General features: G+C 65.5%; 16 protein-coding genes. 13 read left to right on the forward strand and 3 right to left on the reverse strand.

Features of this window, described 5'->3' with window-relative positions:
• Nucleotides 1-115: 115 nt before the first annotated feature.
• Together ACPFL9_RS07665 and ACPFL9_RS07670 are read left to right on the forward strand one after the other, a co-directional pair.
• On the forward strand, nt 116-1,927 hold the full coding sequence (locus tag ACPFL9_RS07665; RefSeq protein ID WP_426006799.1) for a proline--tRNA ligase: 1,812 nt from the start codon (nt 116-118) through the stop codon (nt 1,925-1,927).
• Entirely contained in the window at nt 1,924-2,718 is a 795-nt protein-coding gene (locus tag ACPFL9_RS07670; protein WP_426006800.1) for a sulfite exporter TauE/SafE family protein, read from the forward strand. Before ACPFL9_RS07665 ends, ACPFL9_RS07670 begins: the two co-directional genes overlap by 4 nt.
• Before the next feature lie 30 nt (nt 2,719-2,748).
• On the opposite strand, the gene ACPFL9_RS07675 is transcribed toward ACPFL9_RS07670, so the two are convergent.
• Entirely contained in the window at nt 2,749-3,771 is a 1,023-nt protein-coding gene (locus tag ACPFL9_RS07675) for an aminoglycoside phosphotransferase family protein (RefSeq protein WP_426006801.1), read from the reverse strand.
• 93 nt (nt 3,772-3,864) lie between these two features.
• On the reverse strand, nt 3,865-4,914 hold the full coding sequence (locus ACPFL9_RS07680) for a DUF4439 domain-containing protein (RefSeq protein WP_426006802.1): 1,050 nt from the start codon (nt 4,912-4,914) through the stop codon (nt 3,865-3,867).
• Between the two features lie 105 nt (nt 4,915-5,019).
• On the opposite strand from ACPFL9_RS07680, the gene rimP reads away from it, so the two are divergent.
• From rimP to ACPFL9_RS07710, 6 genes are all read left to right on the forward strand, one after another.
• The gene (gene rimP / locus ACPFL9_RS07685; protein ID WP_426006803.1) at nt 5,020-5,631 is read left to right on the forward strand and encodes a ribosome maturation factor RimP; all 612 of its coding nucleotides are present in this window, start codon (nt 5,020-5,022) and stop codon (nt 5,629-5,631) included.
• Complete coding sequence (gene nusA, locus ACPFL9_RS07690; RefSeq protein ID WP_426006804.1) at nt 5,631-6,617, forward strand: transcription termination factor NusA; 987 nt, start codon at nt 5,631-5,633, stop codon at nt 6,615-6,617. Before rimP ends, nusA begins: the two co-directional genes overlap by 1 nt.
• A gap of 189 nt (nt 6,618-6,806) precedes the next feature.
• The gene (locus ACPFL9_RS07695) at nt 6,807-7,148 is read left to right on the forward strand and encodes a YlxR family protein (RefSeq protein ID WP_426006805.1); all 342 of its coding nucleotides are present in this window, start codon (nt 6,807-6,809) and stop codon (nt 7,146-7,148) included.
• Nucleotides 7,149-7,300: 152 nt separating this feature from the next.
• On the forward strand, nt 7,301-10,162 hold the full coding sequence (infB, locus tag ACPFL9_RS07700; RefSeq protein ID WP_426006806.1) for a translation initiation factor IF-2: 2,862 nt from the start codon (nt 7,301-7,303) through the stop codon (nt 10,160-10,162).
• A 77-nt stretch (nt 10,163-10,239) separates the two neighbouring features.
• Nucleotides 10,240-10,746, forward strand: a complete 507-nt coding sequence (rbfA, locus tag ACPFL9_RS07705) for a 30S ribosome-binding factor RbfA (protein WP_426006807.1) — start codon at nt 10,240-10,242, stop codon at nt 10,744-10,746.
• A gap of 84 nt (nt 10,747-10,830) precedes the next feature.
• Complete coding sequence (locus ACPFL9_RS07710; protein ID WP_426006808.1) at nt 10,831-11,313, forward strand: nucleoside deaminase; 483 nt, start codon at nt 10,831-10,833, stop codon at nt 11,311-11,313.
• Between the two features lie 40 nt (nt 11,314-11,353).
• On the opposite strand, the gene ACPFL9_RS07715 is transcribed toward ACPFL9_RS07710, so the two are convergent.
• On the reverse strand, nt 11,354-12,508 hold the full coding sequence (locus ACPFL9_RS07715) for a pyridoxal phosphate-dependent aminotransferase (RefSeq protein WP_426006809.1): 1,155 nt from the start codon (nt 12,506-12,508) through the stop codon (nt 11,354-11,356).
• 34 nt (nt 12,509-12,542) lie between these two features.
• On the opposite strand from ACPFL9_RS07715, the gene truB reads away from it, so the two are divergent.
• From truB to rpsO, 5 genes are all read left to right on the forward strand, one after another.
• On the forward strand, nt 12,543-13,460 hold the full coding sequence (gene truB / locus ACPFL9_RS07720) for a tRNA pseudouridine(55) synthase TruB (RefSeq protein WP_426006810.1): 918 nt from the start codon (nt 12,543-12,545) through the stop codon (nt 13,458-13,460).
• 2 nt (nt 13,461-13,462) lie between these two features.
• A complete protein-coding gene (locus tag ACPFL9_RS07725; protein WP_426006811.1) occupies nt 13,463-13,816 on the forward strand; it encodes a hypothetical protein in 354 nt (117 codons plus the stop codon).
• 19 nt (nt 13,817-13,835) lie between these two features.
• A complete protein-coding gene (locus ACPFL9_RS07730; protein ID WP_426006812.1) occupies nt 13,836-14,276 on the forward strand; it encodes a hypothetical protein in 441 nt (146 codons plus the stop codon).
• 87 nt (nt 14,277-14,363) lie between these two features.
• A complete protein-coding gene (locus tag ACPFL9_RS07735; protein WP_426006814.1) occupies nt 14,364-15,350 on the forward strand; it encodes a bifunctional riboflavin kinase/FAD synthetase in 987 nt (328 codons plus the stop codon).
• 212 nt (nt 15,351-15,562) lie between these two features.
• A complete protein-coding gene (gene rpsO, locus ACPFL9_RS07740; RefSeq protein ID WP_021472634.1) occupies nt 15,563-15,832 on the forward strand; it encodes a 30S ribosomal protein S15 in 270 nt (89 codons plus the stop codon).
• Nucleotides 15,833-16,062 lie beyond the last annotated feature (230 nt).

Consider the following 16,062-nt stretch of genomic DNA (forward strand, 5'->3'; position numbering starts at 1 on the left):
GCTCTTCTGTGCCGGGGTGTCCACGGGTCGTCAGCGTTCCAACGGGTGTGCTGCCAACCGGTAGATTAGTAGACAGTTGTTTTTGCCACATCTGCCAGAGAAACGGATAAAACCCGTGGTCCTTCGCCTTTCCCAGTTGTTCCTGCGCACCCTGCGTGAAGATCCCGTCGACGCCGAGGTTGCCAGCCACAAGCTGCTGGTCCGGGCCGGATACATTCGCCGTGCGGCGCCGGGCATCTATACGTGGCTGCCGCTGGGCCTGAGCGTGCTCCGGAAGGTCGAAGAGATCATCCGCCAGGAGATGTCGGCCATCGGGGCCCAGGAAGTCCACTTCCCGGCACTCCTTCCGCGCGAACCGTACGAGGCAACCAACCGCTGGACCGAATACGGCGAAGGCCTCTTCCGCCTGCAGGACCGCAAGGGCGCCGACTACCTGCTTGCTCCGACCCACGAGGAAATGTTCACCCTGTTGGTCAAGGACCTTTACTCGTCCTACAAGGACCTTCCTCTGAGCCTGTACCAGATCCAGAACAAGTACCGCGATGAAGCCCGTCCCCGCGCAGGCCTGCTCCGCGGCCGTGAATTCATCATGAAGGATTCCTACTCATTCGACGTCGACGACGCCGGCCTGGACGCAAGCTACGCCGCCCACCGCGCCGCTTACCTCAAGATCTTCGAACGGCTCGGCCTGGAAGTGGTGCCCGTCACGGCAACCGCCGGTGCCATGGGGGGTTCCAAGAGCGAGGAATTCCTGTTCCCCACGGAAATCGGGGAGGACACGTTTGTGCGCTCTGCCGGCGGTTACGCAGCCAACGTCGAGGCAGTGACCACGGTGGTTCCAGAGGACATCGACTTCACCACCGCACCGGCGGCCGAGGTCCTGGACACACCGAATACGCCCACCATCGAGACGCTGGTGGACGCTGCCAACCAGCTGGCGCCACGCAGCGAAGCCGACGGCGGCGCCTGGACGGCCGCGGACACCCTCAAGAACGTCGTCCTCGCCGTGACGCTGCCCACGGGTGAGCGCCAGATCGTAGTGATCGGCGTTCCCGGTGACCGGGCGGTGGACCTCAAGCGCGTCGAGGCGAACATCGGGGCCTTCCTGCCGATCGGCGGCGAAGTCGGCCTGGAAGCCGCCAACGAGGAAGACCTCAGGAAGCTGCCCTGGCTCGTCAAGGGATACATCGGTCCCGGCCTGTCCCTGGACCAGGCCGTCCTGGGCCTTGAAGGTTCTTCCAAACTGCTGTTCCTGGTGGATCCGCGCGTGGTGTCCGGCACCGCCTGGGTCACCGGCGCCAACATCGAGGGCAAGCACGTCTTTGGACTCGTGGCAGGCCGCGACTTCACGTGGGACGGTGTCATTGAGTGCACCGAGGTCCGTGCCGGGGATCCCTCTCCGGACGGGTCGGGTCCGCTGGAAACCGCCCGGGGCATCGAAATGGGCCACATCTTCCAGTTGGGCCGCAAGTATGCCGAAGCCCTCGACCTCAAGGTCCTGGACCAGAACGGCAAGCAGGTAGTGGTCACCATGGGGTCCTACGGTGTGGGCGTGACGCGTGCTGTTGCTGCCTTGGCTGAAGCCAACCACGATGACCGTGGCCTGGTCTGGCCGCGCTCTGTCGCGCCGGCTGACGTCCATGTAGTGGCGGTCGGCCGCGGTGACGAAATCTTCGAAGCTGCCGGGAAGCTCTCCGCCGAACTCGAAGCAGCCGGCCTGGATGTCATCTACGACGACCGGCCCAAGGTTTCCCCTGGCGTAAAGTTCGGCGACGCCGAGCTGGTGGGCGTACCCACTATCCTCGCCGTGGGCCGAGGCCTGGTTGACGGCGTCGTGGAGATCAAGGACCGCCGCAGCGGCGACGCCGAGAACGTTGCAGTGGACAAGGCAGTCGACTACGTGGTCAACGCTGTCCGCAGCCGTTGATCTCCGGCTTCGAGTCGATCCAGCTCACCACCATCATCCTGATCGTGGTGGCTGGATTTGCTGCCGGATGGGTGGATGCCGTGGTGGGAGGCGGGGGACTGATCCAGCTCCCCGCCCTGTTGCTGGTGCCGGGGATCACGCCCGTCCAGGCTTTGGCCACCAACAAGATGGGCTCCATCTTCGGCACGGCCACGAGTGCCGCCACCTATTACCGCCGGGTGGGGCCCGACTTGAAAACTGCTGTCCCCATGGCGGTGATAGCCTTGGCCGGCAGCTTCGGGGGAGCCATCCTGGCAGCGTCGTTGCCCGCGAGCGTTTTCAAGCCGATCATCGTGGTCGCCCTGGTCGCGGTCGCAGTTTTTACTGCGCTCCGCCCCAGTGCGGGAGAGCTGACCGCACTCCGGCATGATGGCCACAAGCATTACGTTGTGGCCTGCCTCATCGGAGCGGTCATCGGCTTCTATGACGGGTTGATCGGCCCTGGCACGGGGTCGTTCCTGGTCATCGCCCTGGTCTCTGCCATGGGCTACGCCTTCCTGGAGGCCAGCGCCAAAGCCAAGATCGTCAACATGGCCACCAACGCAGGTGCCCTGCTGTTCTTCCTGCCACACGGGAGCCTGCTCTGGGGTGTTGGCCTGGTCCTGGGCCTGGCCAACATGGCCGGTGGTTACCTTGGTGCGCGGACGGCGGTTGCCCGGGGAAGCGGGTTTGTGCGGATCGTGTTCCTGATCGTGGTGGCTGCGCTGATCATCAAGCTCGGCGTCGATGTCTGGAACGACTCGTTCCAGTGACCTGCTCCGCGGCGCAGGCCGCGCGTTGGATCAACTGACGCCGTCACCAGGGTCAGGAAGGTCGCGGACCGCCGGCAGCCCGCCGAGGGTCTTCCCGGCCAGGGTGCTGGCCACCCACAGCGAGCGGGCAAGGTGGCCGGAATGTGCAGGCTTCGCCGCATACCAGAGTGCGTTGGCTGTCTCCCGCAACAGGCTCCATTCGCGGGCGGCTTCGGCGTCCAGGCCTGCAGCCCGGCTGAAGGCCACGCACCGTTCCTGGAGCCCGGCGGCCGGATCGCCCGCGGGCAGGTCCCTGATCCGGTTCCACAGGACGGGAGCGACCGCGAATTCCGCTTCACCGATCTGTGGTTGCGGATCGATGGCGAGGTACCCGCCCCGCTGGCCGGCCTCCTGGCCATCGATGGCCAGGATGTTCATGAAGTGAAGGTCAGTGTGCACCAGGACGTCGGTTCCGGATCGGCGGCCGACTGCTCCGCGGGTCTGGCACACCTCCAATGCCGCTTCCAACAGCCACCTCGGGAATGGCCGGTCCAGGCGTTCCCACTCTGCCGGAAGTTCGTCGCTCCAGCGTTCGGCGGTGGCCGCCACGTGCTCCAACTCACACCATTCCGGCCGCTCGTCCGGACGGATGGAGAGACGGCGCATGATGCCGCCCCAGATCTCCGCGGCTTCGTCCAAGGGAATGTCCTGGAGCCACCGTGTGGCATCAAGGCGTTCCAGCAGCATGGAGCAGCTGGGACCGTGGGCGGCCAGGAGCCGTACGGCGCCGTTCCCGTCCCAGAGGGTCAGGGCATGCCGCTCGACCACCGCCTCATCATGGGGATAGGCGATCTTGAGGGCAGCCCTCCGTCCCTCCTGTACGACGGGAACCACCAAAGCGCCATGGCCGTTCCACGGCTCCGCACCCGGGGCAAGGTCCACGGAGAGATTCCAAAGGTCCAGGGCGTCCCGAAGAAGCCCGGGCAGGCTGGCCAGCCAGTCCCGGCCCGCGGAGTGGCGGTTGTACCGGGCGTGCAGGTCGCCCGGAATCGGAATCATGGCAGGAAGGCTCACGCGATCAGCGTATCCCTGCGTGCCCCGGCGGCGACGTATTAACGGCAGTGAACCCGCTGGTCCAGCAGGAGACCGCGGGTTGGCCGGCAGGAATCAGCCGGCGTTGCTGTCGCTTGGCGTCGGCAGCGGAGGCAAGTTACCGGCGTCGAGCGTCAAACCGGGGAGGGGAGGTAACGGAGCGCCCCAGAGGGCGCTTCGGCGGCCGGTTGCCAGCAGGCCGCTGATGGCCCAATCGCGGGTTCCGCCGGTGGACAGGGCGACCAGGTCGCCGAACCGGGGCAGGCTGGCGGCTTCGAGGGCGCCAAGGGCTGCAGCCGGGGACTGCGCAAATTGCGCGGGGAGGCGGTAGCCGGCTTCCGGTGCCGGGACGTCCCCGCAATTGGCACGGGTCAGTGTTTCTGCCTGGTGCAGGAGCTGTTCATGGGCCGCCAGGGCCGCGGCCGCGGAGTCCGCGGAACCGGCCTCGATCCGCTTAAGCGCAACCTGGTACACGTACACGGCCTCCTGGCCGGACCGTACTGCAGCTGCCAAGGCTGCATCGGTGGTGGCCGAACCGGGTTCGCTCGTGGGACTGACCGAAGGGCACGAAACCGGGCCGGCCGCCGTCGTGCTTCCGCCCTGGTCCGGTACCGGACCAGGCGCGGGAAGTTGCCAGGCTGTCGCCAGTTCCTCTGCGGCCAGCAGTTGCGACGTTCCCACGGCGGCCAGCAGCCGTGCGATGCCGCCGTCAGCTTCGCGGGCGTCCCGCAGCCGTTGGTGCCCGCTTGCCGACAGTCCGGCGACGAAAGCGGCCTTGGAAGGAGCAACCGCACCGGTGGATACGGTGCCACTGGGCCGGGAAGTAGCCGGCGACTGCAGGGCACGGGCATGGGTTGTCAGTAATGTCACAATCCCTTGGCTGCCGGCCGCCGGGGCGGGGAGGGAGCCTGCGTCCTGCAGGGCAAGGGACGAGCTGCGCAGTTCCAGTGTGCTGTCCAGTGCGCCCCGGCGCGCGGCCTCCGTGAAGGAAACGTCGTCGGGAACGCCGGAATCGCGCGGAATAAGCACTATTCCGGTGCCGGCAACGAGCAGGGCCACCAGGCCAACAAGCAGGAGCCGTCCCCACGCCGGTGCCTGCCGTTTTTCCTTTGTCTGCCCGTTCACAACACACCATGGTGTCATGCGCGGCTGGAACTGCGTGCACCATGTGGTCCCGAAAATCGCTAGGCTAGTAGTCACAACAACATCTATCGGGAGGCGGCGGGCAGCGTGAGTGACTCGGAAGCCACGACTTCAACAGACCGTACTGGATCCAACTCAACGGCCACCATCCACAACCCGGAAGAGAGCAGGCTCAAGGCGCTGCTCGAACCGGCCGTCCTCGCCAACAGGCTCTACCTCGAGGATGTTTCCATCCACGTCGCCGGCTCCCACCGCACCGTCCACGTCGTCGTGGACCTGCCCCAGGAGGAAACCGGCGGGGTAAGCCTGGACGCCATCGCCGACGTCTCTCGATCCCTTTCCGATATTCTGGACAACGATCCCCACGACGACGGCCGTCCCTACGACCTCGAGGTGTCATCTCCCGGCGTGGGCCGGCCCCTGACGGAGCCACGCCATTGGCACCGTGCCCGCGGTCGGATGGTCAAGGTGAACGTTATCCAGGGCGAGAACGTCATGGGGCGGATCGCCTCGGTGCAGGACGACGCCGTGACGATCATTCCCGAACACGAGGTCAAGAAGGGCATGAAGCCCAAGCAGGGCGACCCCATGACCATTCCTTTCGACAGGATCCGCCACGGAAAAGTCGAGATTGAATTCAGCCACCTCGATGAGGCAGTGCTGGCAGACGACAACAATGGACCTTCCGAGGAGGCCTAATGGATATTGACATGAGCGCACTGAGGCTCCTGGAGCGCGAGCGTGAAATCCCGCTGGACCTCTTGATCCCCACCATCGAGCAAGCCCTCCTGGTGGCCTACCACAAGACGCCCGGCGCCTTCGAGAAGGCCCGTGCCGAACTCGACCGCAAGAGCGGACACGTGACCATCTGGGCCACTGAACTTGACGACGACGGCGAGGCCGTGGGCGAGTTCGAGGACACTCCGGCCGGTTTCGGCCGGATCGCCGCCAGCACCGCGCGCCAGATCATCCTGCAACGCCTGCGGGACGTGGAGGACGACAACGTCCTGGGAGAATTCAAGGGACGCGAAGGCGAACTCGTGGCCGGCATGATCCAGCAGGGCAACAACCCGCACATGATCCAGGTCAACCTGGGCGCCGTTGAGGCGCTTCTCCCGCCGCCCGAGCAGGTCCCCGGCGAGAAGTACCTCCACGGCAGCAGGCTCCGCGCCTTCGTAGTGGATGTCCACCGTGGCGCCAAGGGACCTTCCATCACGTTGTCCCGTTCGCACCCCGGCCTGGTCCGCAAGCTGTTCGAAATGGAAGTTCCGGAAATCGCGGACCGTTCCGTGGAGATCGTTGCGCTGGCCCGTGAAGCAGGCCACCGCACCAAGATCGCCGTCAAGGCCAACGCTCCCGGCGTCAACGCCAAAGGCGCCTGCATCGGTGAAATGGGCTCGCGCGTGCGTGCTGTCATGAACGAGCTCAACGACGAAAAGATCGACATCGTTGACTTCAGCGAGGACCCGGCGACGTTCATCGCCAACTCACTGTCGCCGTCGAGGGTGAATTCGGTCACCATCACCGACGAGGCCACCAGGTCCGCGCGTGTCGTGGTTCCCGACTACCAACTGTCCCTGGCCATTGGCAAGGAAGGGCAGAATGCCCGGCTGGCGGCAAAGCTGACCGGTTGGCGCATCGATATCGTCTCCGACGCTGCAGCAGGAAAGGGCAGCCAGGAGTAGCAGCCGGCGTCCTGGTGCGGTGCTGCGCGCCGCGCTGGCACAGCGGCGGTTTCGGGAGTCCGGGAGCGGGGGGCTAGAATGGATGGAACCGGGCTTTCGTCCGGTATCCGCGCGCCCGGGCGTGCCCCTACTGCTTCTGCAGGGCCGGGGCTGTCGGGTGCCAACAGTGTGAGGCAGGTAGGACACGTCGTGGCTGAACAGCTTGAACGTGGCCAAGGGCCTGTCCGCACCTGCATCGGATGCCGGAAGCAAGGATTCCGGTCCGAGCTTGTCCGGCTGGTCGCCCAGGGCGGCGGATCTTCCGCAGTCCTCGTCGATGTTCGACGCCGGATGGCCGGCAGGGGTGCGTGGCTGCACCCCAGCGAAAAGTGCTTGGCATTGGCGGTCAAGCGGCGAGCTTTCGGAAGGGCCCTCGCGGGCGCATCCGAAACGGGCGCCGTGGAACGCTACCTGATGCCGGGTGTGCCACTTGCGGAGGTTCCGGCTTCCGCAGGAAAACCGTCCAAACCTGAAAGCGGGTCAGAAATCTGATGGAAACCCGATGAGTTCCCAGCGATGAGTGCGTAACGATGACAACTTTGTTGCGCTCTGCAAAGGGCCTTTCCGCCGTGCGTACGGCAGGGGTCCGCAGTAAGAAGTAGACGGTTCGTGCCTGGCTCGGTGCGGACCGAGACAGGAGAAAAGTGGCCAAGGTCCGCGTACATGAGCTCGCCAAAGAGCTCGGTATTACTTCCAAAGATGCAGTCACCAAACTGCAGGAATTGGGCGAATTCGTTCGCTCCGCCTCTTCCACCATTGAGGCCCCCGTCGTGAAGAAGCTTCGCGACGCCTACCCGTCGGCAGGCGCTGCCAAGTCTGCTGCTCCTGCGGCAGCCCCCAAGGCTCCGTCCGCCCCCTCAGCATCACGCCCGGCAGCACCTGCACCCGGTCCGGCTGCCCCCAAGGCACCGGCAGCGCCGGCTCCTGCTGCTCCCGCAGCACAGGCAGCTCCGTCGGCTCCGGCCCCCGCTGCACCGGCGGCGTCGACTCCGGCGCCGGCCAAGCCCGGCGCCCGCCCCGGTCCCAAGGCCGATGCTCCTTCTTCGGCCCGTCCCGGTGGACAGGCTCCCCGTCCGGGCGGTCCGCGTCCGGGCAACAACCCCTTTGCTACCTCCCAGGGCATGCCCCGGGGTCGTGGCGGAGACAACGAACGTCCGCCGCGTCCGGGCAACAACCCGTTCGCCACGTCGCAGGGCATGCCCCGTCCGGGTGGCCGCAACGAAGGTGAGCGTCCGGGTGGTCCGCGTCCTGCAGCCGGTGCCGGTGGCCCGCGTCCTGCAGCCGGTTCGGGCGGTCCCCGTCCCGCAGCAGGTTCCGGTGGTCCCCGTCCGGGTGCACCGCGCCCCGGTGCCCCGCGTCCGGGTGCACCGCGCCCCGGTGGTCCCCGTCCTACTCCGGGCATGATGCCCAACCGTACTGAGCGCCCGGCACCTGCCGGCGCAGGCCGTCCCGGTGGTCCGGGTCGTCCGGGAGGTCCCGGTCGTCCCGGTGGCGCACCCGGTGGTGGCACTGGTGGCGGAGCTCCCGCCGGCGGTGGCTTCGGCAAGGGTGGCCGCGGTCGCGGTGGCACCCAGGGTGCGTTCGGCAAGGGCGGCGCCGGCCGTGGCAAGCAGCGCAAGTCCAAGCGCGCAAAGCGCCAGGAACTGGAGCAGATGAGTGCTCCGTCGCTGGGCGGCGTAACCGTACCCCGCGGCGACGGCGAGACCATCATCCGTCTCCGTCGTGGCTCCTCCATCACGGACTTCGCCGAGAAGATCGATGCGAACCCCGCCTCGCTCGTTACCGTCCTGTTCCACCTCGGTGAGATGGCAACGGCAACGCAGTCCCTCGATGAGGACACCTTTGCCCTGCTTGGCGCCGAACTGGGCTACAAGCTGCAGGTCGTTTCCCCCGAAGACGAAGAGCGCGAACTGCTCGATTCGTTCGACATCGACCTCCAGGGCGAACTGGATGCCGAAGGCGACGACGTCCTGGAGCCGCGTGCACCGGTTGTCACGGTCATGGGCCACGTCGACCACGGTAAGACCCGCCTGCTTGACGCCATCCGCAACTCCAACGTTGTGGCAGGCGAGCACGGCGGCATCACGCAGCACATCGGTGCTTACCAGATCAGCCACATCCACGAGGGTTCGCCCCGCGACATCACCTTCATCGACACCCCGGGCCACGAGGCGTTCACCGCCATGCGTGCCCGTGGTGCGAAGGTCACGGACATCGCGATCCTGGTGGTTGCAGCCGACGACGGCGTCATGCCGCAAACCGTTGAAGCGCTCAACCACGCCCAGGCGGCCGATGTGCCGATCGTGGTCGCCGTGAACAAGATCGATAAGGAAGGCGCCAACCCTGACAAGGTCAAGGGCCAGCTGACCGAGTACGGCCTGGTTCCCGAGGAATACGGTGGCGACACCATGTTCGTCGAGGTTTCTGCCCGCCAGAACCTGAACATCGACGAGCTCATCGAGGCAGTCCTCCTGACCGCGGATGCGGCACTGGACCTGCGCGCCAACCCGGACAAGGACGCTCGAGGCATCGCCATCGAAGCGAACCTGGACAAGGGCCGCGGTGCGGTCGCAACGGTCCTGGTGCAGTCCGGTACTCTCGCTGTCGGCGACACGATCGTTGCCGGTACGGCCCACGGCCGTGTCCGTGCCATGTTCGACGAGAACGGCGAGGCACTGGATGTCGCCCTGCCGTCCCGTCCGGTCCAGGTCCTCGGCCTGTCCAACGTGCCGCGTGCAGGTGACACCTTCCTGGTGACGCCGGACGAGCGTACGGCCCGCCAGATCGCTGAGAAGCGTGAAGCAGCAGACCGCAACGCCGCCCTGGCCAAGCGCCGCAAGCGGATCAGCCTGGAAGACTTCGACCAGGCCGTTGCCGAAGGCAAGATCGACACCCTCAACCTCATCCTCAAGGGTGACGTGTCCGGTGCCGTCGAAGCCCTCGAGGACGCCTTGCTCAAGATCGACGTCGGAGACGACGACGTTCAGCTCCGTGTCATCCACCGCGGTGTGGGTGCCATCACGCAGAACGACGTCAACCTGGCAACGGTGGACAACGCCATCATCATCGGCTTCAACGTCAAGCCTGCCGAGCGCGTGGCCGAACTGGCCGACCGCGAAGGCGTGGACATGCGCTTCTACTCCGTCATCTACGCAGCAATCGATGACATTGAGATGGCCCTCAAGGGCATGCTCAAGCCGGAGTACGAGGAAGTCCAGCTTGGTACCGCCGAGGTCCGCGAAGTCTTCCGTTCGTCCAAGTTCGGCAACATCGCCGGCTCGATCGTCCGTACCGGCATCATCCGCCGTAACACCAAGGCCCGTGTCAGCCGCGACGGCAAGGTCATCGGTGACAACCTCACCGTCGAGACCCTCAAGCGGTTCAAGGACGACGCCACCGAAGTCCGCACCGACTTCGAATGTGGTATCGGTCTTGGTTCGTACAACGACATCGCCGAAGGTGACATCATCGAAACCTTCGAGATGCGCGAGAAGCCGCGCGTCTAGGCTCCGTTTGGAACGGGTCCGTCGGGAAATTCCGGCGGACCCGTTCCGCACCCCCAATCCCATTCCAGGAGGAAACCATGGCTGATCCGGCACGCGCTGCCAAGCTGGCACAGCGGATCAAGGTAGTGGTGGCCGAAGCCCTCGGGCGGAGGGTCAAGGACCCGCGCGTCGAGTCCATCACCATCACTGACGCCCGCGTCACCAACGACCTTCAGCACGCCACCGTCTACTACACCGTATTCGGCGACGACACCGCCCACGCTGACGCCGCCAAGGCCTTGGAGAAGGCCAAGGGTGTCCTGCGCCAGGAGGTGGGCCGGAACATCACCGTCCGGCTGACGCCCACCCTTGAGTTCGTGGCAGACCAGATTCCGGTCAACGCCTCGAACCTCGAAGAACTGTTGCGCGAGGCAAAGCGCCGCGATGCCGAGGTCGCCGCCTTGGCAGCCGGCGCCAAGCACGCGGGCGAGGCCGACCCGTACAAGAGTGATTCGTCCCAGGACATCGACGAAGACGACTTCGACGAAGAGGACATCGACCTCTCTGACGATGACGACCTCGACGAGGACGCCCACCGTTCCTAGCCGTTCGACGTTGGTTCAAAAGATGCCCCCGGGATGCCGTCCCGGGGGCATCTTTGCCGTTTACGGACCCGTTAGGATCGTGGCATGTCCGAGCACAACGAGCAGCAACGCGACGAGTACCTCAAGCACGCCATCAGGCTGGCCGTGGACAACGTTTCCGACGGCGGCGGCCCGTTTGGTGCAGTAGTGGTCACCCCGGACGGCGCGGTCCATGAAGGCGTCAACCGGGTCACCCGGGACAACGATCCCACCGCCCACGCCGAGGTGGTCGCCATCCGGCGTGCCGCAGCCGGCACGCGCAGCTTCGACCTCAGTGGTTCGGTGCTGTACGCCAGTTGCGAGCCATGCCCCTTGTGCCTTGCGGCCACCCTGTGGGCACGCATCGGAAGGGTCTGGTACGCGGCGGACAGGCACGGTGCCGCCCGTGCAGGTTTTGACGATGCTGTCTTCTACGAGTACTTCGCCGGGCAACGGCCCGGGCTGCTTCCGGTGGACCATGCGCCGCTGCCCATGGCCGACACGCCGTTTGAGGCGTGGCGGAACAACGCCGCCCGCACCCGCTACTGACGCACGACGACGACTGCCGCTCCCGTGCGCCCAACGGGGCCTAAACCCGGGCAGGCAGCCGGCTGACGCCGTCGAGCAGGTCTTTTTGCTCCCCGCAGAGGGCAATCCGTATCCAGCCCTCGCCGATCGGGCCGAACGCCGTGCCGGGAGCGAAAGCGACGCCTGAATCCGCGAGGAAGGACCGGACCCAGGCCCGGATGTTGCCCTGGCTGACGTGGGACAGATCCGCCCAAAGGTAGAACGCACCCTGTGCGCCAAGGAACGGAATCCCTTTCGCTTCCAAAGCGCGGGAGGCCGCATCACGATTGCCTCGGTAGTGGCCGCGCGCGGTGGCCACGTAATCCTGGGGGCCTGTCAGTGCCGCCAGGGCGGCGTACTGCGAGGGTGATGCGACGCAGGAAACGATCGCCTCCATGACATTGTTCATGGTCTTTTCCAGTCCCGGCGGGCAAACCAGGGCTCCGATCCTCAGCCCGGTCAGCCCGTAGGTCTTGGACAGCGTCAGGGATGTGAAGACGCGGGCCTTGCCCGGCACGTCGCTGTCGAAGCGGGCGGGGCTGACATGGGGCACATCGAAGGTGAAAGCCTCATAGCATTCGTCGGAGATGATCCAGAGATCATGCCGCACCGCGAGTTCCACCAACTGCCGCACGGTGTCCTCCTGGATGACGGCCCCGAGTGGGTTGGACGGTGAGTTCACCACCAGCACCTTGGTTGCAGGCGTGATGAGGGCCTCGATGTCCTCGATGTGCGGCTGGAAGCCATGGTGGGGGTAGAGGGGATAACGGACCGGTACAGCGTGCAGCAGCCTGCCCGTCATCGCGAACGTGGGGTAGCCGGGATCGGGTATCAGGATTTCATCGCCGGGGGAGAGGAGCAGGCTCATGGCGAAGTGGAGGCCCTGCTGCGCTCCGTCCACCACGTAGACGCGCTCAGGTCCGATGTCCAGGTGCTGTTGCTCACGGAACCTGGCCGCAAAAGCCTCGCGCAGGGCCGGGAGGCCGGCGTTGGGAGTGTAGTTGGTTTCGTCCCGGTCAAGGCAGGCCATCCCTGCGTCCAGGACGTGCCGGGGAAGCGGGAACCCCGGTTCGCCGATGCTCAGGACGATCGCGTCCGGGGTATTCCAGGCGGCCTCGGTGATCTCGCGGATCTGGTTCACGGGGACGTCGCGGACGTGCTCGGCAAGGTGGGGCATGGGAGCCATCCTAGCCACCGATATACTGATAAGCGTGCTTTCTGGACTGGTGATCGTTGACAAACCGCAGGGATGGACCAGCCACGATGTGGTTGGCCGGATGCGGCGGCTGGCCGGCACCCGGAAAGTCGGCCATGCGGGGACGCTCGACCCCATGGCAACCGGTGTTCTGGTGCTGGGCATCAATAAGGCCACCAGGTTGCTGACCTACATCGTCGGCACCTCCAAGACCTACACGGCCACCATTCGGCTTGGCGAAAGCACCATTACGGACGACGCCGAGGGCGACGTGACGGAAGCGCGCAGCGCCGCGGGCGTCAGCGACGCCGATATCGCACTCGGGATCGAGGCCCTGAAAGGCCCCATCCAGCAGGTTCCCAGCAGCGTCAGCGCCATCAAGGTCAACGGCGAACGGTCCTATGCGCGCGTCCGCTCGGGAGAAGAGGTCAAGCTCGCGGCCCGTCCCGTGACCATCCACCGTTTCGATATGCATGGTGTTGCCAGGAACGACGGCGGCAGGACAGTGGACGTGGACGTCACCGTTGAATGCTCCTCGGGCACGTATATCAGGGCCCTCGCCAGGGACCTGGGGGCTGCCTTGGGCGTGGGCGGCCACTTGACCGCCCTGCGGCGCACCCAGGTAGGCCCGTACTCGATCGACCAGGCCAGGACCCTGGATGAACTCGCCCGCGAGCTCCATGTCCTGGAGATGTCTGCTGCAGCGCGTTCCCTGATGCCCAACCGCGAGTTGACCGACCAGGAGGCCACGGAAATTTCCTTCGGCCGACGGATCGCTGCCGGGCCTGCGTCCGGTACTCCCGGAGCTGCCACCGCGGAGAATCCGGCCGCAGCCTTTGCGCCGTCGGGCGAGCTGGTTGCGCTGGTTGCCGACGCCGGAAGCTTCGCCAAACCGGTTTTGGTCTTCGCCCCGGCAGCAGGGCAGGAAAACTAGGCATGGACGGATACTTCTACTCAATCCTCATCATCGGATTGGTTTCCTCGATCGTGTGCATGGTGGCAGGTGTGCTGAAGAAGGCGCCGAACGACATCACCATCCTGTCCGTCCTTGCGGTGGAAGCCGCACTGCTGGTGTACCTGGTGGGCTCGATCGTCCGCGTTGCCCTGGGCGAACAGATGGCCGGCGAGCCGTGGGAATTCTGGGGCTACCTGGTGACGGCACTCATGATTCCCCTGGGCGCCGTGTACTGGTCCATCCTGGAGAAAACACGGTGGAGCAACTTCGTCCTGGCAGCGGTGGGCGTCACCGCCCTTGTCATGGCCGCCCGCATGAACCAGATCTGGTACTGACGTGAAGGAAGAAAACGACGTGACTGGAACCGAGACAGACCGCACCGGCAGCGGGAAGCAGGTGGCTGCCAAGGACACCCGCAACACCGGGCCGGGACGGCTGCTGATTGCCGTTTATGCGGTGTTTGCCTTGTCGGCTACGGCCAGGGCCGGGTACCAGATCGCCACCAAATTCAACGAGGCCCCGCTGGCCCATGTCCTGTCGGCATTCGCCGCCGTAGTCTACATTGTGGCTACCGTTTCCCTGGCCAAGCCGGGACGCACGTGGTTCAGGATCTCCCTGGCGGCTGTCCTGGTGGAACTGGTTGGCGTGCTGGTGGTGGGTGCCGTCAGCCTTTTCGACCCGGTTGCCTTCCCGCATGACACGGTGTGGTCCCTTTTCGGACGCGGTTACGGGTTTGTTCCGCTGGTGCTTCCCGTCCTGGGGCTCCTGTGGCTGAACCGCCGCAGGCCGTCCTGAGCGTCCTGCGGAGCGGGTAACCTTAGAATGTTCCGGGGCCCGGAGGCTGCCGGGCAGAACACTTATCTGCAGTAAAAGGCGAGGTTGATGGTCCACATCTGGAACGATCCCACCGAGGTCCCGCGGGACTTTGGTCCCACAGCGGTCACCATCGGAAACTTCGACGGCGTCCATCGTGGCCACCAGCATGTGCTTGCCCTCCTGACGGATACGGCCAGGCGCCAAGGTATTCCGTCCGTCGCTGTGACCTTTGATCCACACCCTGCCCAGGTCCACCGGCCCGAATCGGCACCGGAGTTGATCATGGGCCTGCAGGACAAGATCGACGCCTTGGGACACGCCGGCGTGGATGCAGTTCTTGTCATGAAGTACACCCTGGACCTGGCCGCCATGACGCCGCTGGAATTCGTCCAGCAGATCCTGCTTGATGCCCTGCAGGCAGGCCACGTGGTGGTTGGCCACGATCTCCGGTTCGGTGCGGGCAACTCGGGTGACGTTGCCACGATGCAGGAGCTCGGTGACCAATTGGGCTTCGGTGTCCAGGTCGTCAACGAATACGGCGCGGGCGGCTTCCCCGTCCACCACGACGGCGATGAAGACCGCCGCTGTTCGTCCACCTGGGTCAGGGAAGCCTTGTCCGAGGGCGACGTCGTGACCGCTGCCGCGATCCTCGGCCGTCCGCACCGGATGCGCGGTGAAGTGGTCCATGGCGCAGCCCGGGGACGCGACCTCGGGTTTCCCACGGCCAACTTGTCGCATGACTCCACAGGATATGTGCCGGCTGATGGAATCTATGCGGGCTGGCTTGTCGACCAGGCCGGAACGCGTTGGCCTGCTGCCATCTCCGTCGGATCCAATCCCACCTTCGATGGCGTGAGCCGGCAAGTGGAGGCGCATGTGATCGACCGCCCGGAAGGGGAGGTCGTGGACGACTTCAACCTGTACGGTCAGACTGTGGCCGTGGAATTCACCCAGCGACTGCGGGGAATGGTGGCCTATCGGGGCCCGGAAGCCCTGGTGGAGCAGATGTGCCTGGACGTAGCCCAGGCGCACGAACTGCTGTCCGGACGGTAGGCGGCAGGCCGCCGTCGTGCTTGTCCCCTCGCCCGCGGCAGGACCGCAGCAGGTGCCTTTTCGACAACAATGCCGGCCTCCCGGTAAACTGATCAGTGGTTCCGGCCGCAGTCCGTGGCAGCTGGACCTGTTTTTGTGTGCGGTGACGCACCGGAAGCAACCCGGCAGTGAAGCGCTGATCCGGGAAGCACGGCACAACTCTAGGAGTTCACGTGGCACTTGACGCCGCTGTAAAGCAGTCCATCATCAAGGAATACGCAACGTCCGAAGGCGACACCGGTTCGCCCGAGGTCCAGGTTGCCGTCCTGACCCAGCGGATCAAGGATCTGACTGAGCACATGAAGCAGCACAAGCACGACTTCCACACCCAGCGCGGCCTGCTCGCCCTGGTTGGTCGCCGCAAGCGCATGCTTTCCTACCTGAAGGACACTGACATCGCCCGCTACCGTTCGCTCATCGAGCGTCTCGGCCTGCGCCGCTAGTCTGCCTGGGCGGCCCGGTCCTTCACGGAGCGGGCCGCTTTCTTCACAACAACTAAAAACAGGAATCAACCGCATCGCGCATTCGCGGTCCTCGGTAGTGGTTCCCGGGAAGGCCGTCAACGGACGGCGCGCCCGTGGATCTCGATCGATGACCGGGTGTCGTACAGGCCAGTAATGAAGAAGGGGCCTGGGTTGATGCGGCGGACTTCCGCTCAACAGAAACGGAGGTG

Origin of the sequence: Paenarthrobacter sp. NyZ202, assembly GCF_049860755.1 — a bacterium.
Taxonomy (GTDB): Bacteria; Actinomycetota; Actinomycetes; order Actinomycetales; family Micrococcaceae; genus Arthrobacter.

Bases quoted from the DNA above. Each gene is read 5' to 3' on its own strand.
- ACPFL9_RS07715 (WP_426006809.1), bottom strand. From the start codon at position 12,508: ATGCCCCACCTTGCCGAGCACGTCCGCGACGTCCCCGTGAACCAGATC.
- ACPFL9_RS07725 (WP_426006811.1), top strand. From the start codon at position 13,463: ATGGACGGATACTTCTACTCAATCCTCATCATCGGATTGGTTTCCTCG.
- ACPFL9_RS07735 (WP_426006814.1), top strand. From the start codon at position 14,364: ATGGTCCACATCTGGAACGATCCCACCGAGGTCCCGCGGGACTTTGGT.
- nusA (WP_426006804.1), top strand. From the start codon at position 5,631: ATGGATATTGACATGAGCGCACTGAGGCTCCTGGAGCGCGAGCGTGAA.
- rbfA (WP_426006807.1), top strand. From the start codon at position 10,240: ATGGCTGATCCGGCACGCGCTGCCAAGCTGGCACAGCGGATCAAGGTA.
- ACPFL9_RS07710 (WP_426006808.1), top strand. From the start codon at position 10,831: ATGTCCGAGCACAACGAGCAGCAACGCGACGAGTACCTCAAGCACGCC.